The sequence below is a fragment of the Streptomyces sp. T028 genome (assembly GCF_048159505.1).
Lineage (GTDB): Bacteria > Actinomycetota > Actinomycetes > Streptomycetales > Streptomycetaceae > Streptomyces.
In genome coordinates this window covers 1-22,231 of sequence record NZ_JBLRVZ010000026.1, presented here as the reverse complement: position 1 = coordinate 22,231, position 22,231 = coordinate 1, and the positions used below count along the sequence as shown (strand labels likewise).

General features: G+C 71.5%; 21 protein-coding genes. 9 read left to right on the top strand and 12 right to left on the bottom strand.

Features of this window, described 5'->3' with window-relative positions:
• Positions 1–9: 9 nt before the first annotated feature.
• A complete protein-coding gene (locus ACLZN2_RS23975) occupies positions 10–993 on the top strand; it encodes an aldo/keto reductase (RefSeq protein ID WP_416981060.1) in 984 nt (327 codons plus the stop codon).
• 66 nt (positions 994–1,059) lie between these two features.
• Positions 1,060–1,545 carry a DUF6328 family protein gene (locus tag ACLZN2_RS23970; protein ID WP_416981059.1) on the top strand — a complete coding sequence of 162 codons (486 nt, stop codon included), beginning with the start codon at positions 1,060–1,062 and terminating at the stop codon, positions 1,543–1,545.
• A 12-nt stretch (positions 1,546–1,557) separates the two neighbouring features.
• Here ACLZN2_RS23970 and ACLZN2_RS23965 read toward each other — a convergent pair whose 3' ends face one another.
• The 3 genes from ACLZN2_RS23965 to ACLZN2_RS23955 form a co-directional block, all read right to left on the bottom strand.
• A complete protein-coding gene (locus ACLZN2_RS23965) occupies positions 1,558–2,610 on the bottom strand; it encodes a hypothetical protein (RefSeq protein ID WP_416981058.1) in 1,053 nt (350 codons plus the stop codon).
• Positions 2,611–2,741: 131 nt separating this feature from the next.
• Positions 2,742–4,385 carry a serine/threonine protein kinase gene (locus ACLZN2_RS23960; RefSeq protein WP_416981057.1) on the bottom strand — a complete coding sequence of 548 codons (1,644 nt, stop codon included), beginning with the start codon at positions 4,383–4,385 and terminating at the stop codon, positions 2,742–2,744.
• A gap of 330 nt (positions 4,386–4,715) precedes the next feature.
• Entirely contained in the window at positions 4,716–6,020 is a 1,305-nt protein-coding gene (locus tag ACLZN2_RS23955) for a CAP domain-containing protein (RefSeq protein ID WP_416981368.1), read from the bottom strand.
• A 420-nt stretch (positions 6,021–6,440) separates the two neighbouring features.
• Here ACLZN2_RS23955 and ACLZN2_RS23950 point away from each other — a divergent pair, with 420 nt between their 5' ends.
• Positions 6,441–8,216 carry a M4 family metallopeptidase gene (locus tag ACLZN2_RS23950; RefSeq protein ID WP_416981367.1) on the top strand — a complete coding sequence of 592 codons (1,776 nt, stop codon included), beginning with the start codon at positions 6,441–6,443 and terminating at the stop codon, positions 8,214–8,216.
• 50 nt (positions 8,217–8,266) lie between these two features.
• On the opposite strand, the gene ACLZN2_RS23945 is transcribed toward ACLZN2_RS23950, so the two are convergent.
• From ACLZN2_RS23945 to ACLZN2_RS23920, 6 genes are all read right to left on the bottom strand, one after another.
• Positions 8,267–8,797 carry a hypothetical protein gene (locus ACLZN2_RS23945; protein WP_416981056.1) on the bottom strand — a complete coding sequence of 177 codons (531 nt, stop codon included), beginning with the start codon at positions 8,795–8,797 and terminating at the stop codon, positions 8,267–8,269.
• A 155-nt stretch (positions 8,798–8,952) separates the two neighbouring features.
• The gene (locus ACLZN2_RS23940; protein ID WP_416981366.1) at positions 8,953–10,239 is read right to left on the bottom strand and encodes an MFS transporter; all 1,287 of its coding nucleotides are present in this window, start codon (positions 10,237–10,239) and stop codon (positions 8,953–8,955) included.
• Positions 10,224–10,577, bottom strand: coding sequence for a UBP-type zinc finger domain-containing protein (locus tag ACLZN2_RS23935; RefSeq protein WP_416981055.1), 354 nt, complete (start codon positions 10,575–10,577; stop codon positions 10,224–10,226). Before ACLZN2_RS23935 ends, ACLZN2_RS23940 begins: the two co-directional genes overlap by 16 nt.
• Positions 10,574–12,034, bottom strand: a complete 1,461-nt coding sequence (locus tag ACLZN2_RS23930) for an ATP-binding protein (protein WP_416981365.1) — start codon at positions 12,032–12,034, stop codon at positions 10,574–10,576. The genes ACLZN2_RS23935 and ACLZN2_RS23930 overlap by 4 nt, the downstream gene beginning before the upstream one ends.
• A gap of 11 nt (positions 12,035–12,045) precedes the next feature.
• A complete protein-coding gene (locus ACLZN2_RS23925) occupies positions 12,046–13,722 on the bottom strand; it encodes an FAD-dependent oxidoreductase (RefSeq protein WP_416981054.1) in 1,677 nt (558 codons plus the stop codon).
• 179 nt (positions 13,723–13,901) lie between these two features.
• Entirely contained in the window at positions 13,902–14,258 is a 357-nt protein-coding gene (locus tag ACLZN2_RS23920; RefSeq protein WP_416981053.1) for a VOC family protein, read from the bottom strand.
• A 61-nt stretch (positions 14,259–14,319) separates the two neighbouring features.
• Between ACLZN2_RS23920 and ACLZN2_RS23915 the strand changes: the two genes are divergently transcribed.
• A complete protein-coding gene (locus ACLZN2_RS23915; RefSeq protein WP_416981052.1) occupies positions 14,320–15,192 on the top strand; it encodes a universal stress protein in 873 nt (290 codons plus the stop codon).
• Between the two features lie 16 nt (positions 15,193–15,208).
• Here the strand turns inward: ACLZN2_RS23915 and ACLZN2_RS23910 are convergent, their stop codons facing one another.
• Genes ACLZN2_RS23910 through ACLZN2_RS23900 form a run of 3 tightly spaced genes read right to left on the bottom strand, consistent with a single transcriptional unit; the run spans position 15,209 to position 17,855 of the window.
• Positions 15,209–16,444 (bottom strand): DUF4032 domain-containing protein, encoded by a 1,236-nt coding sequence (locus tag ACLZN2_RS23910; RefSeq protein WP_416981051.1) that lies wholly within the window; start codon positions 16,442–16,444, stop codon positions 15,209–15,211.
• Between the two features lie 9 nt (positions 16,445–16,453).
• Positions 16,454–17,203 carry an MBL fold metallo-hydrolase gene (locus tag ACLZN2_RS23905; protein ID WP_416981050.1) on the bottom strand — a complete coding sequence of 250 codons (750 nt, stop codon included), beginning with the start codon at positions 17,201–17,203 and terminating at the stop codon, positions 16,454–16,456.
• Positions 17,204–17,255: 52 nt separating this feature from the next.
• Complete coding sequence (locus ACLZN2_RS23900; protein WP_416981049.1) at positions 17,256–17,855, bottom strand: hypothetical protein; 600 nt, start codon at positions 17,853–17,855, stop codon at positions 17,256–17,258.
• A 210-nt stretch (positions 17,856–18,065) separates the two neighbouring features.
• On the opposite strand from ACLZN2_RS23900, the gene ACLZN2_RS23895 reads away from it, so the two are divergent.
• The 5 genes from ACLZN2_RS23895 to ACLZN2_RS23875 form a co-directional block, all read left to right on the top strand.
• Positions 18,066–19,151, top strand: a complete 1,086-nt coding sequence (locus ACLZN2_RS23895; protein ID WP_416981048.1) for an S-(hydroxymethyl)mycothiol dehydrogenase — start codon at positions 18,066–18,068, stop codon at positions 19,149–19,151.
• Positions 19,151–19,783: an MBL fold metallo-hydrolase gene (locus tag ACLZN2_RS23890; RefSeq protein WP_416981047.1), complete on the top strand. Its 633-nt coding sequence runs from the start codon at positions 19,151–19,153 to the stop codon at positions 19,781–19,783. The genes ACLZN2_RS23895 and ACLZN2_RS23890 overlap by 1 nt, the downstream gene beginning before the upstream one ends.
• 196 nt (positions 19,784–19,979) lie before the next feature.
• Positions 19,980–20,342, top strand: a complete 363-nt coding sequence (locus tag ACLZN2_RS23885; RefSeq protein WP_416981046.1) for a bifunctional 3-phenylpropionate/cinnamic acid dioxygenase ferredoxin subunit — start codon at positions 19,980–19,982, stop codon at positions 20,340–20,342.
• Entirely contained in the window at positions 20,339–21,502 is a 1,164-nt protein-coding gene (locus tag ACLZN2_RS23880) for an NAD(P)/FAD-dependent oxidoreductase (RefSeq protein ID WP_416981045.1), read from the top strand. Before ACLZN2_RS23885 ends, ACLZN2_RS23880 begins: the two co-directional genes overlap by 4 nt.
• Before the next feature lie 35 nt (positions 21,503–21,537).
• Positions 21,538–22,231 (top strand): aromatic ring-hydroxylating oxygenase subunit alpha (locus ACLZN2_RS23875; RefSeq protein ID WP_416981044.1); only part of this gene is annotated, 694 nt, incomplete at its 3' end.

Here is a 22,231-nt window from a genome sequence, read left to right as displayed (position 1 = left end):
ACTGACGCCATGGAAGAGCGCGAATTCGGCAGGTCAGGTCAGCATGCGTCCGTCGTCGGTCTCGGCACCTGGCAACTGGGCGCCGACTGGGGAGACGTCGACGACAAGGAAGCCCTCACGGTGTTGGAGGCGGCGGCCGAGGCGGGGGTGACCTTCTTCGACACCGCCGACGTCTACGGCGACGGGCGCAGCGAGCAGACCATCGCCACCTTCCTCAGCAGCCGTCCCGACCTGCATGTGCTGGTCGCCACCAAGATGGGCCGCCGGGTCGAACAGATCCCCGAGAACTACGTCCTGGACAACTTCCGTGCCTGGAACGACCGTTCCCGCCGCAACCTCGGCGTGGACCGCCTCGACCTGGTGCAGTTGCACTGCCCGCCCACCCCCGTCTACTCCAGTGACGAGGTCTTCGACGCCCTCGACACCCTCGTCGAGGAGGAGCGCATCGCCCACTACGGCGTCAGCGTGGAGACCGCCGCCGAGGCGCTCACCGCCATCGCCCGCCCCGGTGTGGCCAGCGTCCAGATCATCCTCAACCCGTTCCGCGTGAAGCCGCTGTACGAGGTCCTCCCGGCGGCCCGCGAGGCCGGCGTCGGCATCATCGCCCGTGTCCCGCTCGCCTCCGGCCTGCTGTCGGGCAAGTACACCAAGGACACCGTCTTCCCCGAGAACGACCACCGCACGTACAACCGGCACGGTGAGGCATTCGACCAGGGCGAGACCTTCTCCGGCGTCGACTACGCCACCGGCGTCGAGGCCGCCGCCGAGTTCGCCGCCCTCACCCCCGAGGGGTACACCCCGGCCCAGCTCGCCCTGCGCTGGATCGTTCAGCAGCCCGGTGTGACCACGGTGATCCCGGGCGCCCGCTCGCCCGAGCAGGCCCGCGCCAACGCGGCCGCCGCCCGGCTGCCCGAGCTGTCCGAGGAGACCCTGACGGCGATCGGGGACCTGTACGACCGGCGGATCAAGGACCAGGTCGAGACCCGCTGGTAGGAGCGCGTCGGCAGTCGCGCCTGAAATGTTCGTTTGAAGATCGGTGGCCCGGGTTACCCGGGCCGCATGGATCGCGACCAGCGGCGCAACGGCCGCGACGAGACCGAGGACGAGCGGGCCGACCGGATGTGGGGCGACCTCATCCAGGAGGTCCGTGTGGCCCAGACGGGCGTCCAGATCCTGTTCGGATTCCTGCTGACCGTGGTGTTCACCCCGAGGTACACCACCCTGAACGACACGGACCAGGCCATCTACATCACCACCGTCGTCCTGGGCGCCTCCGCCACCGGCGCCCTGATCGGACCGGTGTCCCTGCACCGCGTGGTCTCCGGGCAGCGCATCAAACCGCAGGCCGTGGCCTGGGCCTCCCGGCTGACCTTCGTCGGCCTGCTGCTGCTCCTCGCCACCATGACGTGCGCCCTGCTGCTGATCCTGCGCCTGGCGACCCACGGCGACCAGGTGTTCTGGTTGGTGGTCGCCGTGGTCGCCTGGTACCTGCTGTGCTGGTTCGGACTGCCCCTGTGGGCCCGCTACCGGCACACGTCGAGGTGAGGCCCTGTACGGCTACTCGTCCGAGCCCGAGCCCGCGCCTCCACGCGCCCCGCGCAGCGCCGCGATGCAGGAGCCGATCGCCTGCTGAAGGTCCACCAACTGCTGCACCATGTCGTCCTCGTAGAACTCCTGAGCGTCGTCGAAGGTCAGTTCCTCGAACACCTTCGTCGCCCGCTGGAGGCTGCTGTAGAACTTCGTGCGCCGCTCCTGGACCCGCAGCTCGGGGTCGGCCTCGACGGTCTCCACGACGAGGTTCTTCATCGTGTCGTAGGCCTCGGTCGCCCACTCGCCGGCGTCCTCGCCCTCGTCCAGCTCGTCGATGAGCGACAGATGCCGTTCGGCCTCCCGGCGCAGCTCCACGGGCGCGTCGATGGTCTGCCCCGCGGGCGTCTTCACCTGGCCGGACTCGGCGATCTGACGGACGTACCCGATGCGGTCGGCGGAGCGGCTCTCGGTCGCCACGGCCTTCTTGAGGTCGTCGGTGCGCACGACGTCCCGCGCCAGCGCGGACTGCAGCTCCGGGTCCTCCTTGATCCGGTCCAGGAGGGCGGTGCGGGCCGCGCGGGCGGTGGAGGGGTCGCCGAGGATCGCGGCGCGCAGGGCGGTCGGGTTCTCCGCGACCTCCAGCGCCTTGGTCGGCCGGATGCCCTCCGCCTCGGCGGCCTCGCTGATCGCGGTGCCGCGCTCGGAGGTGGCGCTGTTGCGGGAGACGTAGTACGTCAGCCAGACGTCGGCGTCCGGCAGTTCCGCCTCCTGGCCCGGCGCCAGCTCCTCGAAGTGCGGGACGAGACCGTCGTCGGCGGCCCGGTCCCACGCCTTGTAATAGCGCACCACACGCTCCGGCGAGCAGCCCGCCAGCTCCGCGAACTCCTTCGCGGACACCTTCGGCGTCTCGTCCGCGCCCTGCCCTCCGGGCCGCACACTGCGCGCCACCATCAGAGCGAACGCCCAGCCTCCGGTGCGCGCGTAGACTCCGAACTCCCGCGCGTCACGGGCCACGAGGTCGGACAGCGGCGCGGGGCCGTCCTCGGCGGACGTCTCGGGCAGGTCGATCGCCAGGGTCACGGATGGTCTCCTCGGGAGGCTGCGGGATGGACGAACATGCCGACCGGCAGCCTATATGCACCCGTTGACGAGGGTTTGCCACACGGCGGCGAGGCTCAGTCGAAGGCCTCCCGCACTCCGGGGGACACCGGTCAGTCGGCCGAGCCCGGCCGGAACGTCTTCAGGAACGTGTCCAGGGCCTCCGTGTTGGCGGCCTTCTCCCAGTCCGCGGCGGGTGTCGTCCAACGCAGGGAGAAGCCACGGTGCCCGCCCAGCAGGAAACCGCGTCCGAACGTGCGCACCTGTGTGCCGTCGGCCTCGGACAGCCACTCCATGTCGGCCGCCTTGTAGCCCTGGTACGTCGTCGCCTCGATGTCACCGATGCGCCGGAAGCCCTGCGCCTCGCGCAGCTGCGGCTCCACGTCGTCGCGCCAGACGGCCACCGGGTCCGTGCCGACCGCCGTGCTGTAGGTCACCGCGAGGGTGCGCGGATCGCCGTCCGCGCCGAAGGTGATCCGGTAGGCCAGATCGGCCTGCCGGCGGGTGTCCAGGCGCTTCCACCCCGGGGGCAGCGCCACCGAGAAGCCCTCGGAGGCGTGGTAGACGCGGTAGCCGTCCGGGAGGGCGTCGATGGAGGCCGCCGGGGAGGACGGGGTGGCCGAGGGTGTGCCGGACTCCGAGGGCGCGGCGGAGGCGCTGCCGGCGGGCGCGCTGGGCGCCGGAGTGGCTCTGTCGCCCGCCTCGCCGTCCTCCCCGGAGGGAGCGGTGGACACCGACGGCTGGGCCTGCGCACCGCCGCCGGCCGCCGTGTCCTCGGTGCCGGGCAGCTGGTGCGTCACGGCGAGCGCGGCGACCGCCACCGTGACGACGGCCAGTGCCGTCCCGGCGGCCATGGCCCGCCCGCTCCATTGCGGGCCGATGTGCCGGGCCGCCGAGCAGGCCCGCCGCAGCCGGGGCGCCGGCAGGACGGTGTGCGGATCCTCGTCCATCACCCGGGTCAGCGCCTCACGGACCGTCGTCCGTGTCAGCCGCTCCCGGGACTCCTTGCGCAGCAGTCCCTGCACGGTCGCGGTGAGCGGGCCCGCCCGCAGCGGGGTGCGCAACGGCAGCCGGTCCACGCCCCGCAGCGTGCTCTCGGGACGGTCCCGGTCCCGGTACGGCGGACGTCCCTCGATCAGCGAGTAGAGGATCGCGCCCAGCGCCCACAGGTCCGCCGCCGGACCGATCCGCTCGTCACGGGCCTGCTCGGGGGAGGCGTACGACGGTGCCGCCAGCCTCGGGACGAGGGTCGCGCCCGCCAGCCCGAAACCGGTGACGACAAGGGGGCCCCGCGCCCGGACGAACACCTGGCCGGGGCTGAGCTCGCCGTGGGTGATGCCCTCGCCGTGCGCGGCCTCCAGGACGTCGAGCAGCTGCAGGCCGATCGTGGCGGCCTTGGCAGGGCTGAACGGCCCCTTCTGGTCCATCAGTTGACCGAGCGGGAGACCGTCGATCCACTCGGTGACCGTCCACAGGGAGCCCCCCTCCGCCGTGGCGTCGACGACCGTGGCGATCCTGCCGGGGCACACCTGGGCCATCGTCTCCGACATCCGCACCACCCGGTCGGCGGCCTGGAACGCCTCCTCCTCGCCCAGGTCGGGCGGCAGTCCGACCCGGGTGACCAGGCACGGCCGCGCCCCCTGCACGTCCTCGCCGTACCAGCTGACCCGGTTCGTCTCGCGGTGGACGACGTCGAGGAGCCGGTACTTTCCGGCGACCAACTCGTGCGTGGAGACATGCGCCTTGACCATGGTCATCCTTCGCTGAACCCCCGGTGTTCTCCCTTTCCCAGAAGTACGGGGGGCGAGTGGGGGTCCGTTCAAAAGGACCGCGACTCCGGCGCGATTCCTGTCTTTCATTCAAGGATGGCCGTCGTATGTACGTCGTATGGACGAGGAAAAGAAATTACCGGGGGCCGTCCGCCCGTGTAACCAGGGGTAAACAAGATCCAAGCCGCATGATCGTGGTAGAGGCGAAAGCGCTCTCGGAGGTCACGGCGCATTTCGACCGGATACCGTCACGGGGGATTTCTCCTTTGTCTGCCGCTGAACGGTGCTGAACAGTGCTGAACGGTGCCGGGAGGGGCGTCAGGCACCGAAGAGCTGCGTCCAGTACGTGCCTGACGGACCGCCGCCCGCGTAGCCGACACCGATGTGGGTGAAAGCGGGCTTGAGGATGTTGGCGCGATGCCCGGGGCTGTTCATCCAGCCCTCCACCACCTCGGCGGCCGAGCGCTGGCCGCAGGCGATGTTCTCGCCGATCGTCCGCCGGGCGGAGCCCGCCGCGGCCGCCCGGTCCCAGGGTTGGCCGCCCTCCGGCGAGGTGTGGGAGTAGAAGGCGCGCGCCACCATGTCCGCGCAGTGCGCCTGCGCGGCGGTGGTGAGCAACGGGTCGACGGCCAGGGGCCGCAGGCCCGCCCGCGCCCGCTCCCGGTTGGTGAGGTCGACGACCTCGGCGGTCGTCCGGGCCAGACCGTCCGTGGTGAGGGGGCTCGCCCACAGCGCGGTCCAGTACGTCGTGCCGCTGCGGGCGTCCGTCGTCTGCGCCAGGGCCGTGTGGCGGAACGCCCGGTCCCGCAGGGTGCGGCTCGCCCGGTCGGTGCGCAGACAGTGGTCGACGAACTCGGCGGGGGTGCGTGGCCCGGAGACCAGGTGCTCGCCCACGGCGAGGTACGCGTATCCGGCGGCCGTGACCCGCTGGTGCAGCGAGAGACCGTCCCGCCCCTCGCTCCCGAGCCGCCCGGCCGCGGCCATGGCGGCGGCATGCGCCCCGGCCGCGGACGCCAGTCGGGCGTCGAGGGTGACGGGCGGTGAACCGGCGGCGGCGCGGGCCGGGTTGACGAGGGCCAGGAAGCCGTCGGGGTCGGCGACCGGTGCGCTGCCCGCGGACCGGTGCGGTTGCCGTACGGGGGTGTCGTCGACGACCTCCACTCCGAAGTCCCGGGCCAGCCCCGCCAGTCCGTCCGCGTAGCCCTGGCCGAGGGCTCGCAGCTTCCAGGCCGGGCCCCGTCGGTAGACCTCCGCGAGCAGCAGGACCGTCTCCTGGCGCGGGGCGGGCGGCGCGAAACGGGCGAGGACACGGCCGCGCGGATCGGTGACCTGGAGGGTGGGAGCGGGCAGCCGGGCCAGTGGCGTGCCCGGCTCGGCGGCGCTGATCACCACCGTCACGCGGGTGGCACCGGCCCGCAGCCGGTCCGGCTCCAGGGTGAGCGTGTCACCCCGGAGCACGGCACCGGGCGCCGTCGGCTGGTTGTAGAACACGAAGTCGGCGTCACCGCCGACCTTTCCGCCGTCGTCCGTCACCAGGGCGCACACGTCGAACGGCCCTTGCACCCGGACGGCCAGGGCGCCGCCCGGGAGGGGCAGATTGCCGCCGGGGACCAACTCGCTCATCATGCCGCCCTGGTGTCGTCGTCCCCACCTCGCCGGGGTGGTGTCCGGACAACGGGCACCGGAACCCCGGGGTTCCCCCGACGCGGAGAGGTCGCCGAGTCGTCTCCACCCGCTCGTCGTCGATGCGAGATCCGTCACATGGACCCGAGGGAACCTCCTGTCGTCGTGTCACATCTGCACGGACGGCACACAGTTGGCCGCTCGTCGATCACCGTGTGTCGCGGATTCGCCAAGTATCACCATCAAGACCCCGTAAAGCGATGATATTCGGCTTTACATGTACATGACTCATCCGCAAGGGTGGGGCTCCGGGGCCCGACCAGCCCCCGTGGCGCCCAACGGCGCCATGTCTGACGGCGGTTGGGGACCCCGGCCGCCTGAACGAAGGAACCCTCACCTTTGCGTAGAGCACCCATACGCATGCTGGCGGTCGCCGTCGCCGTCACCACGGCCGCCACCGGCCTGGCAGGCACGGCCTTCGCGGGCCCGTCCGCGGGGGAGACGCGGGCCACGACCACCGCCGACGCCCAGGGCACCGCCGTCGTGCGGGCAGCCCGCGCCGCCGCCTTCGCCCACGCCTCGGCCACCGGCGTCGGCCGAGGCGACGAACTGCAACCGCAGGACGTGCTGATCGACCCCGAGGGCGCGCGCCACGTCCGGTTCGTCCGCACCCACCAGGGCATGCCCGTCCTCGGCGGCGACCTCGTCGTCCACCTCACCAGGAGCCTCGCCTACGCCGGCGTGACCCGCGCCGCCGACCACAAGGTCGACCCCGCCACGGTCAAGGCCGAGCTGACGGCCGCCGAGGCCGAGGCCAAGGCCGCCGCCGTCGCCCAGGGTGACGCCGAGAGCGCCGAACTCGTCGTCGACGCCCGCGGTGGCGCCTCGGCGCTCGCCTACCAGGTCCGGGTCACCGACAGCGACACCACCGAGGCCGGCGGCTCCCGCACGGTCGTCGTCGACGCGGTCACCGGCAAGGTGCGCAGCAACACTCCCGACAGCGACGAGTTCCTCTCGCCCAGCCTGGTCGACACCCTGCGCGAGCGCGGCGAGACCCTCGACCCGGCCACCGGCACCGCCCCGCTCTCCGCCGGGCTCACCGCGGCCTCCTCGGCTCCCGCCGCCCGCTACCCCCAGACCGCCAAGGGCACCGGCAACTCCCTGTTCGTCGGCAAGGTGCCGCTCACCACCACCCGCACCGCGGCCCGCAGCTACATGCTCAAGGACCCCACCCACTGGGGCACCGAGACGCGCGACGCCAAGAACAGGGAGCAGGAGAACTTCGCCCGCGGTACGAAGTTCACCAGCACCACCAACAAGTGGGGCAACGGCGCCGTCTCCAGCCGCGCCAGCGCCGCCGTCGACGCCCAGTACGGCATCACCCAGACGCTGGACTTCTACAAGAAGACCTTCGGCCGCAAGGGCATCGAGAACAACAGCAAGGGCGCCCGCGCCATGGTCCACTTCGGCAACAAGGTGGCCAACGCGTTCTGGGACCCGGCCTGCGACTGCATGCTCTACGGCGACGGCGACGGCGAGATGTTCAAGAAGCCCCTCGTCGTCCTGGACGTCACCGGCCACGAGCTCACCCACGGCGTCGTCGACGCGACCGCCCGCCTGGAGCCGACCTTCGTCGACAACGTCGGCAACCAGTACGGCGAGCCGGGGTCGCTGAACGAGTCCCTCGCGGACATCTTCGGCTCCAACGTCGAGTTCAGCGCCAACAACCCCAAGAACCCGCCGAACTACCTCATCGGCGAGAAGCTGGGCCTGGACCAGAAGTTCCTGCGCCGCCTCGACAAGCCGTCCCTGGACGTCCTCGAGGGCGCGATCGACTACTGGTCGCCCGAGGTGTACTACACCGAGGTCCACGCCGGCTCCGGTGTCTCCTCGCACGCGTACTACCTGCTCGCCGAGGGCAGCGGCCAGAAGAGGATCGGCACGGTCACCTACGACTCGCCGACCTACAACGGCGCCGTGGTCAAGGGCATCGGCCGGGTCAAGGCCACCAAGATCTTCTACCGTGCCCTGACCCGCTACATGGTCTCCACGACCGACTTCCACGACGCGCGCGTCGCGACGCTGAAGGCGGCCCGGGACCTGTACGGCCAGGACAGCGTGGAGTTCAAGACGGTGAACAAGGCCTGGGCCGCCGTCAACGTGACCTCCGCGAACGTGCCGCCCGCCGTGCGCTGACGGATCGACGGGCGGCGTAGGCCCGGCCCGCCCGAGCCCGCCCCGGCCCGTCAGTAGTCGGGGCAGAGGTTGGTGTGTACGGCGTCCACGATCCGCGTGCTCTTGACACGGCCGAAGCCGTCCGGGTGACCGGGAGAGGTGAAGCGCTCCATCGCGGCGCCGATCTGCTTCTCCCGGTCCCCGGGGTGATCGTGGATCGTGGCGCACTGGTCCCGGCCGCGTTCGACGGCCTGGTCCTCCTTGTCGTGCACGATGTCCGGGTCGATCGCGGTGAGCGCGCGCACGTAGGCGCCCTCGCCGTCGCGGTCGGGGCGGGGCGGCAGCGCCGCCTCGCCCTTCTTCGTCTCCTGGCCCGTCCCGCCCGTCCCCTGCGACGTGGCGGAGGCGGAAGCCGCGGCGGACGGGGAGGCGGCCGGTGCCTCCGAACCCGCCGCCGGGGACGGCGTGCCCACCGCCGGCGTCTGCCCTCCCGCCGCCGGTTCCTTCTGGCTCGCGGCCGGATCCCCCGAGCCGCAGGCGGTGAGTACGGCGGCGGCGAGGGCGCAGGTCGCCAGAGCGGCTGCGGTGGTGCGGTGGTTCACGGGACTCCTGGTGCCTGCGGTACGACGGCTGAGCCCCGTGAGCGTATGGGCAGCTTGTATGCCCGTGGGTGTCGTTCAACTCCCTTGAGGGGTGGCGATGAGGCACCCGGGGGGCGCATGGACCGAGCGGAAGCGCCCGTACCGCGAGCACCCCGTCAATCCGAAGAGGCCGGAAGCTCACGGCCCAGGCGGGCGAGCGGGGAGAGAACCATCACCACCGGGGACAGCAGCATGCCCGCGGCCGTCACCAGCAGGCCGGCACGCAGCCCCCACTCCTGCGCGAGGAATCCGCCGGCCAGAGAACCGAGCGGGGTCATCCCCATCCCGACGAAGGTGATCGTCGCGGCCGCGCGGCCCTGCATCCCGTCCGGAGTGACGGCCTGCCGGACGGCCATGACCGTGACATTCACCAACTGGCCGCCGAGCCCGAACACGAAGCCGACCGCGAGGAGCACGGGAACCGTCACCGCGGATGAGCCGTGCAGCGCGGGCACCCACAGGAACACGCCGTCGCCGAGTACCGCCGCGCACACGAGCACCGTGCCATGACCGAACCGGCTCGGCAGGCGGGCGGCCAGCAGCGAGCCCAGCAGCGCACCCGGCCCCGCCGCCGCGAGCGCCAGCCCCACGACGGTGCCCGACAGGTGCAGTACCCGGGGCAGGAAGAGGAGATAGACGGTCGTCATGGCCGCGAAGGAGAACTGGAAGGCGGCCGAGGCCAGGCACACGGCCCGCAGAGCGGCATCACCGGCGACGAAACGCAGACCCTCGGAAATCCGCTGCCGGACCCGAGGGGGGCCCTCCGGGCGCTCCGGGATCGATTCGGCTCGGCGGATCCGCCGGATCGACAGGAAAGACAGCGCGAAGAACAGCGCGCCGGAGGCGGCGGCGACCGGCGCGGACAGCAGGGACACCAACGCACCGCCGAGAGCGGGACCGCCGATCTGCGCCGCGGACCGGCTGCCCTCGAGCGCGCTGTTGCCTCGCACCAGTCGGTCCCGATCCACCAGTCGTACGAGAGACACCTGGTAGGCCACGTCGAAGAACACGGACAGGGCCCCGACGGCGAAGGCAAGCGCGAGCAGGCCGGGAAGGCCGAGCAGGCCGAGGACGCCGGCCAGGGCGACAGCGCCCAGCGCCAGGGCCCGACCGACGTCCGCGAGCACCATCGTCGTGCGGGTCCGCCACCTGTCCACCCACGCGCCGACGAAGAGCGACAGCAGCAGGATCGGAGCCTGCCCCACCGCGCGAAGGACGCCCAGCTGGCCGGCACTGGCGTCGAGCGTCAGGACGGCGAAGAGCGGCAGAACCACCAGACTCGCGTGTTCACCGAGCTGGGAGGCGGTCTGCCCCACCCAAAGCCTGCGAAAGTCGACGTCCCGCCACAGGCCCGACGGGACAGGCCGACCGGTATCGGACCCGTGTCTCAGCGGTGCAGTGATCGTGCCCAGTCCGACGGTACCCGGCCCGCCGGGCCCGGGGCCGGCTGGTTCGCCGGGCGGTGTGCCGGGGGTGCCAACTCCGGGCCCGAATCGTAGAGTTCGTCGGCCGAGTAGTCCCAGAACCACTCCTCGCCGGGCTCGAAGCTGCGCACGATCGGATGCCCGGTGGCCTTGTAGTGGGCGGTGGCGTGCTGGGCGGGGGAGGAGTCGCAGCAGCCGATGTGGCCGCAGCTCGCGCAGCGCCGCAGATGGAACCACCAGCCCCCGACCGCGTCGCAGTCCACGCAGCCGGTGCCGCTGGGCGGGACGGACGGGTCGATGGTGTTGCCGTCGGTCATACGGGTTCCTCCGCGGGCTGGGACTCGGGCTCGGACTCGGGTGCGGGCGCGGTCAGGGGCAGCAGGACCTGGAAGCGGGTGTCGCCCGGCGCGGACTGCATCTGGAGGCTGCCGTGGTGCTTGTTGACGATGATCCGCCAGGAGATGTCCAGGCCGAGACCGGTGCCCTCGCCGACCGGCTTGGTGGTGAAGAAGGGGTCGAAGATACGGGTGCGGATGTCCGGCGGGATTCCGGGGCCGGTGTCGCGGAACTCCACCAGCAGCCGGTCGCCCTCCCGCGCCGTGCGCACGGTCAACGTGCCGTCGCCGCCATCGCTGTTGATGGCGAACACCGCGTTGTCGACGAGGTTCGTCCACACCTGGTTCAGCTCCGCCGGGTAGGCCGGCACCTCCGGGAGCGTCCGGTCGTACTCCTTGACGACCTCGATGCGCTGCCCGATCTTCCCGGACAGCATCAGCAGCGTGCTGTCGAGGAGTTCATGGACGTCGACGGTCCGGAAGGGCGCGCGGTCGAGCTGCGAGTACTGCTTGGCCGCGTCGACGAGATGCGAGATCCGGGTCGTGGAGTCGTCGATCTCGTTCATCAACAGCTCGGTCTCGATGGTGTAGTTGAGCCAGCCGACCGCGTTCGGCAGCATCTCGGGGTCCACGGCCGCCGCGACGTGCTCCAGCCAGTCGACGTCCAGCCCGGCCTGCACGAACGCGGGCGCGTACTGCCAGCCGTGGTCCATGCCGTGGTCCTCGAGCCACTCGGTGAGGGCGTCCTCACGGTCCGAGGCCTCCAGCGGACTGAGCGAGGGCGCCTTCGCGACCCGTTCGGCGGTGCGCTCCTGGACCTCGATCAGACTCGCCAACGCGTCCCGGGAGAAGGGCCCTTCGGCGATCAGCGCGAGCTTGTGCCGCATCTTCGCGACCCGCTCCCGCAGTGTCGCGGTGGCCCGCACGGCCGCCGCGGCCGGGTTGTTCAGCTCGTGCGTGAGTCCGGCCGACAACGAGCCCAGCGCCAGCAGGCGTTCGCGCTGCCCGATCGTGGCCTGGGTGTTCCTCGACCCGAAGAAAAGGCCCTCCAGCAGATGCACCGCCATCGGGAACCAGTCCCGCATGATGTCCGCGAACACGTCCGCCGGCACCACGAAGAACCGCGTCGGCTCCGTCACCCGCATCGAGTTGTTGTAGACCTGCGGCACCCGCTCGCCCAGATACGACTGCATCGCCCCCGCGTACACGCCCCGCTGCGAGGTGCGGGTGACCTCCACGTCGTCCCCGCCGACCCGCCGCGACAGTACGACCGTGCCCTCGATCATCACGTAGAAGCAGGTCGCGGGCTCGCCCTCGGCGTACACGGGCCCGGGCTCGAACTTCTCCACCCGCCCCTCGGCGCACAGCCGCCCCAACTGCTCCGGGGCGAGCTTCTCGAACAGGAACAGCGAGCCGATCTCCGCCGGGCTGCACGGCATCAGCCGGCCGCTCACGACTGCTCCAGATACCGGTGGACGAGCATCACGGCCATGGCTCCCTCTCCGACGGCGGACGCGACACGCTTCGCGGACTCGGCGCGCGCGTCGCCCGCCACGAACACGCCGGGAATGCTGGTCTCCAGGTGGTACGGCGGCCGGTCCAGCTCCCAGCCCGCCGGCGGCCGCCCGTCCGCGGTGAGATCCGGCCCGGCCAGGATGAACCCGCGCTCGTCGCGCAGCACGGTCCCGTCCAGCCAGCCGGTCAGCGGCGCCGCGCCGATGAACACGAACATCCACTGCGCGTCGACGCTCTCGGTCTCGCCGTTCTTCACGTCCCGCAGCGTCAGCCGTTCCAGACGCCCCTCGCCGTGCGCGGACTCCACGACCGTGCCCGTGCGCACGAAGATGTTCGGCGCCTCCTCGATCTGCTGGATCAGGTAGTACGACATCGACGCCGCCAGCGACTCGCCGCGCACCAGCAGCGTCACCGACTTGGCGACCCGCGACAGATACATCGCCGCCTGCCCGGCCGAGTTGGCGCCGCCCACGATGTACACGTCGTGGCCCTGGCAGGAGGCCGCCTCGGTCAGCGCAGAGCCGTAGTACACCCCGCACCCGGTCAGGTCGTCACAGCCCGGCGCCGCCAGCTGCCGGTACGACACGCCCGTCGCGAGGATCACGCTGTGCGCGGCCACCGTCGAGCCGTCGGAGAACCGTACGACCCGCGCGGCCCCGTTGACCTCCAGTCCCGTCACCTCGCGCGCGGTGAGGATCTCGGCCCCGAACTTCGTCGCCTGCCGGCGTGCCCGCTCGGTGAGCTGGCCCCCGGACACGCCGTCGGGGAACCCGAGGTAGTTCTCGATGCGCGAGCTCTGCCCGGCCTGCCCGCCGGTCGCCGACCGCTCCACGAGCACCGTCCGCAGCCCCTCCGAGGCCCCGTACACCGCCGCGCCCAGGCCCGCCGGGCCGCCGCCGATGACGACCAGATCGTAGAACTCGGCCGCCGGGGTCGTCGCCAGACCCACCCGCGAGGCGAGTTCCGGCGCGTCCGGCTCGACCAGCGGCGCCCCCTCCGGGGTGATCACCAGCGGCAGCCGCCGCCCGTCCGCCCCGGCCGCGGCCAGCAGCCGCTGCCCCTCGGGCTCGTCGGCGGAGTACCAGCGGTACGGCACCTGGTTGCGGGCCAGGAACTCCCGTACGTCCGAGGAACGCGCCGACCACCGGTGCCCGACCACCTTCGTCGCGGGCACGGGCCGGTAGTCGCTGGCCCGCCAGGCGTCCAGCAGGTCGTCCAGGACGGGGTAGAGCTTCTCCTCCGGCGGATCCCACGGCTTGAGCAGATAGTGGTCGAGGTCGACGACGTTGATCGCGTCGATCGCCGCGTTCGTGTCCGCGTAGGCGGTCAGCAGCACACGCCGCGCGCCCGGGTACACGTCCAGGGCCTGCTCGAGGAACTCGATGCCGTTCATCTGCGGCATCCGGTAGTCGGCCAGGATCACGGCCACCAGGTCGCCGCGCAGCTTCAGCTCGCGCAGCGCCTCCAGCGCGGACTCGCCGGACTCCGCCCGCACGATCCGGTACGAGGCGCCGTAGCGGCGCCGCAGGTCACGGGCGACGGCACGGGAAACCCCCGGGTCGTCGTCCACGGTCAGGATGACGGTCCGCGCTGTTTCGGCGGCCTGTGTCATACGTCTCCCACCCCGAGAGCGGTCAGTACTCGCCGGCGCACGGCGAACCGGCGCCGGATCCGCCCATCGTATGTTCGATCCTCTTGGTTCGCGCAGGGATAACGCGGACCGTGCGCTCCCGGTTCAGAGCAGGGCACGCACGGTGAAGCGCGCCCGGGCCGAGGGCACGGCACACCCCGTCATGGCGACTGCCGTGCCGAAAGCACGCAGAACTCGTTGCCCTCCGGGTCGGCCAGCGTCACCCACGTCTGCTCACCCTGCCCCACGTCCGCGTGCCGCGCCCCGAGGGACAGCAGTCTGCTCACCTCGGCGCGCTGGTCCAAGGGGCGGAAGTCCAGATGGAGCCGGTTCTTGACCTGCTTGCCCTCCGGCACGTGGAGGAAGAGCAGACCCGGCAGCCGGTCCGGCGCCTGGCGGATCTCGTACTCGTCGGGATCGTTGTTCACCACCACCCAGCCGAGCGCCTGCGCCCACCAGCGCCCGAGCGCCACCGGATCGTGAGAGTCCACGACAACCTGTTCCCATTCCAAGGTCATGACCGGCAGCGTAGTGAAGACTGGCCCGGTACGAAATGATCACTACACAGGAGGCAGTGGGATGACGGGCCCGATCACGGCAGGCGTCGACGGGACGGACGAGAGCCTCGCGGCGCTCGCCTGGGCGGCACGGGAGGCCGTACGGCGGGACACGGCGCTGCGGGTGGTGCACGCCTGGAAGCACCAGCCCGACACCGCCCCCGAGGTCGCCGACCGGGACGCCCAGCGGGCATGGGTGAGCGACGCCGTCGAGCAGGCCGTCGCCACCGTCACCGCACGGCACCCGGGGCTCACGGTCACCACCGACGTCCTGGAGGGCCACCCGGTCGAGACACTGGTCGCCGCCGCGGCGGACGCGGAGCTGCTCGTCCTCGGTTCGCGCGGACACGGCCCGCTCGTCGGATTCCTGCTGGGGTCCGTCGGCCAGCAGGTGATCGCCGAGGCCACCCGCCCCGTCGTCCTCGTCCGCGCCGGCGACAAGCCGTCGTCGGAGGTGGCCGGGCACGAGATCGTCGTCGGGCAGCAGGGCGACCCCGAGGACAGCGCCCCCGCGCTGCGGTTCGCCTTCGAAACCGCCGCCGCGCGCGGCGCGAGCGTCCGTGTCGTACGGGCCTGGACGCTGCCGCCGGTGTTCGCCTACAGCCCCGGCTCGCTCAGACTCCTCGACGAGGCCGGCGGCCTGGAGCCGTTCGAGCAGAAGGCCCTCGCCGACGCCGTACGACCGTGGCGGGAGCGCTTCCCGGACGTGCACGTCGTCGAGCACATCGAGATGGGCAGCGCCGGACAGGTACTGCTGTCGGTGGCCGGGCGGGCGCAGCTGATGGTCGTCGGCCGGCGCGCCCACCGCACCGCCGTGGGCGCCCGCATCGGCTCCGTCGCGCACGGAGTCCTGCACCACGCCGCCTGCCCGGTCGCCGTCGTCCCCCACGACTGACGCGCACACGGTCGGCTCACTCGGGCACGGTCGGCTCCAGCGTCTCCCGTGCCCTGGGCAGGATGTTCACGATGTAGTCCTCGACCGCCGTGTCGAGTCCGATGTCGTGCTGCGCCTGCTCCGACAGATACCAGCGGTGCTCCAGCAGTTCGTGGTAGATCTCCGCCGGATCCATCGAGCCGCGCAGTGCGAGCGGTACGGCGCGCACGGTGGGCCGGAACACGTCCCGCACCCACCGGTGGGCCAGCACCTCGGGCCGCGCGGCGAGGGGGTCGCCCGGCGCGTAGTCGTCCTGGGTGGCCATCCAGCTCTCCAGGTCGTTCAGCAGCCGCCGGGCCTGGTTCTCCTCGGTGTCCAGACCGGTCAGTCTGAGCAGTTGCCGCTGGTGGTGGCCCGCGTCGACGACCTTCGGCACGAAGGTGACGGTGTCGCCGCCCGAGGAGTGCTCGATCTGCATCTCGGCGACGTCGAAGCCCAGGTCGTTGAGCCTGCGGATGCGGCGTTCGATGTAGTGGTACTTGCCCGCCGGGTACACCGAGGTGCGGGTCAGCTCCTCCCACAGCGCGCCGTAGCGGGCGCAGATCTCCATGCCGAACTCGATCGGGTCCACCGACGGGTGGAGCGCTCCGGACGCCTCCAGGTCGAGGAGCTCACCGCTGATGTTGACGCGGGCGAGATCGAGGTCGTACTCCCGCTGCCCCGGGCTGAGCTGCGGGTGGAGATCACCGGTCTCGGCGTCCACCAGATATGCGGCGTACGCGCCCGCGTCCCGCCGGAACAGTGTGTTGGACAGCGAGCAGTCGCCCCACGCGAACCCGGCGAGATGCAGGCGGACGAGCAGCACGGCGAGGGCGTCCATCAGCCGGTGCATGGTCGCCGGACGCATCGTCGTCTCGAACATCGACCGGTACGGCATCGAACCGCCGAGGTGCCGGGTGACCAGCACCGACTCCAGCGGGTCCCCGGCGCCGTCGGCGCGCCCCGTGACCACGGCCAGCGGGTCGACGGCGGGGATGCCGATCCGGTCCAGGTCGCGCAGCAGCTCGTACTCGCGCAACGCCGGCCGCTCGGCCAGCTCCTTGACGGCGATCACCTCATCACCGGCGCGCGCGTAGCGCACCACGTGCCGCGAGATACCGCGCGGCAGCGGGACGAGGACCTCCTCGGGCCACTCCTCCAGGGGGACGTCCCAGGGCAGCTCCAGCAGGAGGGCCGGGTGCTCCGGATTCGTCGCGCTGATCTGCAAAGCCATGGCCTGACCTTAGACGGCGCGTTCGCGGGCGCGCTGGGCGGCCGTCTTCACGGACCCCTGGTGCACCGGACCGTGCCCGGGCAGCAGCACATCGGCGTCAAGGGTCTCGATCAGGTCCAACGAGGCCACCGCACGGGCGCGCTCGTGGTGGAACATGTCCGGCAGCAGCTGGGGTCCCTCGATACGGGAGGTCATGTGCCCGCTCACCAGGGCGTCACCCGAGATCACCACCCCGGCGTCCGGCAGATGGAAGGCGCAGTGGCCGTCGGTGTGCCCCGGGGTGTGCACGGGAACCGGCCGGCCGGGCAGGTCGAGCGGGCCGTCCGTGACCGGGAACGCCTCCGGCGCGCCGACCGGGTGCTGCGCGGCGCCGTCCACGCGCAGCACGTGCACCAGCCACGGCACCACTCCGGGTCGCCACGCGTTCCTCAGCACGTCCCCGACGGTCACCTGTTGCAGGAACTCCCGGCGGGCGTGCGGCACTTCCTCCCGGTGCGCGAGCACCGGCGTGCCGTACGTCGAGCGCAGATACTCGGCGGAGCCCAGGTGGTCGTTGTGGGCGTGGGTGATCAGCACGGCCGTGACCGCCTCCGGTGAACTGCCCACCGCGGCCAGGGACTCCAGGAGCCGCTGCCGATCGCCCGGGTAGCCCGTGTCGATCAGCGTGACGGCGTCCCCTTCGCCGAGGATCACCCAGTTGGTGTTGGAGCCGTGTACCAGGTGGATGCCGTCCGCGACCTGCCGTACGTCCGCGCCCATGATCGTCGTCCCGAGTGGTGAGGAGCCTGTCCGACGAGCACAGCAAACCAGATCAGGACGGGGGTTCCGACGGCGGGGCGGCACGCGTTCCGAACAGGAACCGCGTCACCCGGGTGCGGCGTACTCCGTACTCGTACAGCAGAAGGGTCGCCGCGAGCGAAGCGGCCACGATCGCCGCGTACTTGACGGCGATCGGCGCGTCCCAGCCGACCACGCCGTAGGCGAAGGCGACGACGACCGGCTGATGGAGGACGTACAGCGGCAGCGCGAGATACCCGAGCACGGGTCCGACGCGGGGAGCGGGCAGCCGCTCCAGCAGACCCAGGATCGCCACCACCCAGCACCAGCCCGCCGCCCCGAACAGCCCCAGCCCGAGCACTCCGACCAGCACGGCGAGCCGGCGCGTCCCGGTGCGGATCCGCTCGTCGCCCGGCTTCAGCCAAAGGAGGATGTCAAAGATGACCGGTCTCGAAATGCTTCCTCTGGAGTATGAAGGGGAAGCCGCCGGGATCCGGGCGGACCTCGAAGAAGCGCGTAGGAAGCGGAGCGGGACGCCGAGGCGCAGCAGCCGCTCGCGGGCGAAGCCGCCCGGGCTGCGCCGGTCGATGGAGTACCGGGCGCCGAGACCGGCCACGAGGAACAGCATCGGCATCGCCCAGACCACCCCCACCTGCCAACGTACGGAGCCCCGGGCGGCGCGGACACGGGTAGCACCGGCCCCGTTTCAGCGCACCGCCCGGAACGTCGCCCGTGGGAGCCTTGACCGCTGCTCGGCCCTCCACGATGCTGTGTTGCGGCACATGAGATGCGTGCCGTATTGAGCAACTTTTGACTCAGGTCTCGTACCAGCCGAGGAGTGGCCATGGCTCACCAGGTCCGTGCTGTCGTCGCACGCGCGAAGGGTGCCCCCGTCAGCCTGGAGACGATTGTCGTCCCCGACCCCGGCCCGGGGGAGGCTCTGGTGAAGATCGAGGCCTGCGGGGTCTGTCACACCGATCTCCACTACCGCGAGGGCGGCATCAACGACGACTTCCCCTTCCTGCTCGGCCACGAGGCCGCGGGTGTCGTGGAGTCGGTGGGGGAGGGCGTTACCGACGTCGCTCCCGGTGACTTCGTCATCCTGAACTGGCGAGCCGTCTGCGGTCAGTGCCGGGCGTGTCTGCGGGGTCGTCCGCAGTACTGCTTCAACACGCACAACGCCAAGCAGAAGATGACCCTCCTCGACGGCACCGAGCTCTCCCCGGCGCTGGGCATCGGCGCCTTCGCCGAGAAGACGCTGGTCGCCGCCGGACAGTGCACCAAGGTCGACCGGGCCGCCTCGGCCGCCGCCGCGGGCCTGCTCGGCTGCGGTGTGATGGCGGGCATCGGCGCGGCCATCAACACCGGCAACGTCGGCCGCGGTGACAGCGTGGCCGTCATCGGCTGTGGCGGTGTGGGCGCCGCGGCGATCGCGGGGTCGAGCCTCGCGGGCGCGGCGAAGGTCATCGCGGTGGACATCGACGACCGCAAGCTGGAGACCGCGAGGAAGCTGGGCGCGACCCACACCGTGAACTCGCGCGAGAACGACGCGGTCGAGGCGATCCGTGAGCTCACCGGGAGCTTCGGCGCAGACGTCGTCATCGAGGCGGTCGGCCGCCCGGAGACCTACAAGCAGGCCTTCTACGCCCGCGACCTCGCCGGCACGGTCGTCCTCGTCGGCGTACCGACCCCGGAGATGAAGCTGGAGCTGCCCCTGCTCGACGTCTTCGGCCGCGGCGGATCCCTGAAGTCCTCCTGGTACGGCGACTGCCTGCCCTCCCGCGACTTCCCCATGCTGATCGACCTCTACCTCCAGGGCCGTCTCGACCTGGACGCCTTCGTCACCGAGACCATCGCCCTCGACGAGGTCGAGAAGGCCTTCGAGCGGATGCACGGCGGCGACGTCCTGCGCTCGGTGGTGGTCCTCTGATGTCCGGCGCCCGCATCGAGCACCTCGTCACCTCCGGGACCTTCTCCCTGGACGGCGGCACCTGGGACGTCGACAACAACGTGTGGATCGTCGGCGACGACAGCGAGGCGATCGTCATCGACGCCGCGCATGACGCCGACGCGATCGCTCAGGCTGTGGGGGACAGGCGGCTCACGGCCGTCGTGTGCACCCACGCCCACAACGACCACATCGACGCCGCGCCCGCCCTCGCCGCGCGCACCGGCGCCCCGATCCTGCTCCACCCCGACGACCTGCCCCTGTGGAAGCAGACCCACCCCGACCGGGCGCCCGACGGCGAACTGGCCGACGGGCAGGTCGTCACGGTGGCCGGCGTCGACCTGACCGTGCTGCACACCCCCGGCCACGCCCCCGGCGCGGTCTGTCTGTACGCGCCCGCCCTGACGGCCCTCTTCAGCGGCGACACGCTGTTCGCGGGCGGACCGGGGGCCACGGGACGGTCGTACAGCCATTTCCCGACCATCGTCGACTCGATCCGCGACCGGCTGCTGACGCTGCCCGGCGACACCGTCGTCCACACCGGACACGGGGAGACGACGACCGTCGGCGCGGAGGCCCCGCACCTCCAGGAGTGGATCGACCGCGGCTTCTGACCGCCCCCGCCGCAGCCCTCCGCACGGCGCCCGTACCGCCTGTTTCCGCAGGTGGTACGGGCTTTTCGAGCTGCTTCACACGGGGCCTGCGGGCCCGGTCGAAGCGGGCCCGTGGAGGTCTTGACAGGGGTTCTGGGCGACTTCAGACTGATGTTGCGCTTTCCGCAATCCGTTTCGCTATACGCACCGAGGTGTCATGATGATTCCCGCGTGCCGTCTCGAGGACCTCCCGCGAGGCGAGGCCTTCCGGCTCGACATCGACCCGCCGGTCTCGGTGTTCCACACCGACGAGGGCGAGGTCTTCGCCATCGACGACACCTGCACCCACCAGGACGCCTCGCTCGCCGACGGCTGGCTGGAGGGCTGTGAGGTGGAGTGTCCGCTGCACGCCTCCAAGTTCGACCTGCGTACCGGGGCGGTGGACGCCCCGCCGGCCAAGCTGCCGGTGCGCACCCATGAGGTCGTGGTGGAGGACGGCATGATCTTCGTCAAGGTCTCGGCCGAGGCGCCGAACCTCCCGCCGTGTGTGGCGTCCCGGCTCGCCGGAGGTGCCACGTGAGGACGGTGGCCGTGGTGGGTGCCTCGCTGGCCGGACTGTCGGCGGTGCGCTCGCTGCGCCGGCAGGGCTACGACGGGCGGCTCGTCGTCATCGGTGAGGAACTGCACCGTCCGTACGACCGGCCGCCGCTGTCGAAGGAGTTCCTGGCGGGCACGCTGGGGGAGGCGGACCTCGCGCTGGAGACCGAGGACGAGGATCTGGGGGCCGAGTGGCTGCTGGGCGGCCGGGCCGTCGGCCTCGACCGTGCCGAGCGGGCGATACGGCTCGCCGACGGGCGTGAGCTGAAGGCGGACGGGATCGTCCTCGCGACCGGTGCCGCCGCCCGCACCCTGCCCGGCTCCGAGGGCCTGGCGGGGGTGCACACCCTGCGCACGCTGGACGACGCCCGTGCCCTGCGGGAGGAACTCGCCGGGGGCGGGCGGCTGGTGGTGATCGGCGGCGGGTTCATCGGCGCCGAGGTCGCCTCCACGGCGTATGCGCTGGGTGTGGAGGTGACGGTGATCGAGGCGGCTCCCACGCCGCTCGCCGGCCCACTGGGTGCCGAGATGGGCACGGTCGTCTCAGGGCTCCATGCCGACCACGGCGTACGGCTGCTGTGCGGGGTCGGCGTGAAGGGGCTGAGCGGGGAGACCCGGGTCGACGCCGTCCTGCTGGAGGACGGCCGGAGCATCCCCGCCGACATCGTGGTCGTCGGTGTGGGGGCTCGTCCGTGCGTCGACTGGCTCGAAGGGTCGGGCATCGAGCTCGACAACGGGGTCAAGTGCGGTGCTGACGGCCGCACGAGTATCGCTTCGGTCGTGGCGGTGGGTGACTGCGCCAACTGGTACGACCCCCGCGCAGGGGCCCACCGCCGGGTCGAGCACTGGACCGGCGCTCGCGAGCGCCCGGACGCCGCGATCGCGACGCTGCTGGCGGCGGGTGCGGTGGAGCCGGGGGTGCCGAAGCCGCCGTACTTCTGGTCCGACCAGTACGGAGTGAAGATCCAGTTCGCCGGTCACGCGGCCGGCGCCGACACCGTGACCGTAGAAGAAGGCGCCGCCGAGGACCGCAACGTCCTGGCCGTCTACCGGCGTGCCGGGAATCCGGTCGCCGTACTCGGGATGAACCAGCCGCGGCTGTTCACCCGCTGGCGCAAGCAACTCGCTGCCGCCACCGTCTGACACCACCACGTTCCGAGTTTCCCGAGGAGTGCACCGTGACCTCGACCAGTCTGCCGGACAGCCTGATCGCCACCCTTCCCGGCTCCTCCTACACGGATCCGGAGATCTTCGCCCAGGAGCAGGAGCGCATCTTCGAGACCATGTGGTTCTGCGTGGCGCGCGCCTCGGAGCTGGCCAAGCCCGGCGCGTTCCGCACCGTGGACGTGGGCCGCGAGTCCATCCTGGTCACCAGGGCGCGGGACAACTCGATCCGCGCCTACTTCAACGTCTGCCGGCACCGGGGCGCGAAGCTGTGCACGGAGGAGACCGGTGAGGTCAAGCGGGCCTTCCAGTGCCCGTACCACGCCTGGACCTACGACCTGAACGGCAAGCTCGTCGCCGCCCCGAACCTGACCAAGATGCCCGACGTCGGCCGCACCGAGTACGGCCTGGTCGGTGTCGCGGTGCGGGAGTGGCTCGGCTATGTGTGGGTGTGTCTGGCGGAGAACCCTCCGTCCTTCGAGGAGGACGTGATCGGCGCGGTGGTCGAGCGTCTCGGTGACGTCGCCTCGATCGAGCGCTACGACGTCGACAACCTCTCCGTCGGCAAGCGCATCACCTACGACGTGAAGGCGAACTGGAAGCTCATCATCGAGAACTTCATGGAGTGCTACCACTGCGCCACCATCCACCCCGAACTCACCGAGGTCCTCCCGGAGTTCGCGGACGGCTACGCGGCCCAGTACTACG

What these genes read in the sequence shown, in the direction of transcription:
- ACLZN2_RS23975 (WP_416981060.1), top strand. Translation starts at nt 10, where the DNA reads ATGGAAGAGCGCGAATTCGGCAGGTCAGGTCAGCATGCGTCCGTCGTC.
- ACLZN2_RS23970 (WP_416981059.1), top strand. Translation starts at nt 1,060, where the DNA reads ATGGATCGCGACCAGCGGCGCAACGGCCGCGACGAGACCGAGGACGAG.
- ACLZN2_RS23960 (WP_416981057.1), bottom strand. Translation starts at nt 4,385, where the DNA reads ATGACCATGGTCAAGGCGCATGTCTCCACGCACGAGTTGGTCGCCGGA.
- ACLZN2_RS23955 (WP_416981368.1), bottom strand. Translation starts at nt 6,020, where the DNA reads ATGAGCGAGTTGGTCCCCGGCGGCAATCTGCCCCTCCCGGGCGGCGCC.
- ACLZN2_RS23950 (WP_416981367.1), top strand. Translation starts at nt 6,441, where the DNA reads ATGCTGGCGGTCGCCGTCGCCGTCACCACGGCCGCCACCGGCCTGGCA.
- ACLZN2_RS23935 (WP_416981055.1), bottom strand. Translation starts at nt 10,577, where the DNA reads ATGACCGACGGCAACACCATCGACCCGTCCGTCCCGCCCAGCGGCACC.
- ACLZN2_RS23930 (WP_416981365.1), bottom strand. Translation starts at nt 12,034, where the DNA reads ATGCCGTGCAGCCCGGCGGAGATCGGCTCGCTGTTCCTGTTCGAGAAG.
- ACLZN2_RS23925 (WP_416981054.1), bottom strand. Translation starts at nt 13,722, where the DNA reads ATGACACAGGCCGCCGAAACAGCGCGGACCGTCATCCTGACCGTGGAC.
- ACLZN2_RS23920 (WP_416981053.1), bottom strand. Translation starts at nt 14,258, where the DNA reads ATGACCTTGGAATGGGAACAGGTTGTCGTGGACTCTCACGATCCGGTG.
- ACLZN2_RS23915 (WP_416981052.1), top strand. Translation starts at nt 14,320, where the DNA reads ATGACGGGCCCGATCACGGCAGGCGTCGACGGGACGGACGAGAGCCTC.
- ACLZN2_RS23910 (WP_416981051.1), bottom strand. Translation starts at nt 16,444, where the DNA reads ATGGCTTTGCAGATCAGCGCGACGAATCCGGAGCACCCGGCCCTCCTG.
- ACLZN2_RS23905 (WP_416981050.1), bottom strand. Translation starts at nt 17,203, where the DNA reads ATGGGCGCGGACGTACGGCAGGTCGCGGACGGCATCCACCTGGTACAC.
- ACLZN2_RS23900 (WP_416981049.1), bottom strand. Translation starts at nt 17,855, where the DNA reads ATGCCGATGCTGTTCCTCGTGGCCGGTCTCGGCGCCCGGTACTCCATC.
- ACLZN2_RS23895 (WP_416981048.1), top strand. Translation starts at nt 18,066, where the DNA reads ATGGCTCACCAGGTCCGTGCTGTCGTCGCACGCGCGAAGGGTGCCCCC.
- ACLZN2_RS23890 (WP_416981047.1), top strand. Translation starts at nt 19,151, where the DNA reads ATGTCCGGCGCCCGCATCGAGCACCTCGTCACCTCCGGGACCTTCTCC.
- ACLZN2_RS23885 (WP_416981046.1), top strand. Translation starts at nt 19,980, where the DNA reads ATGATGATTCCCGCGTGCCGTCTCGAGGACCTCCCGCGAGGCGAGGCC.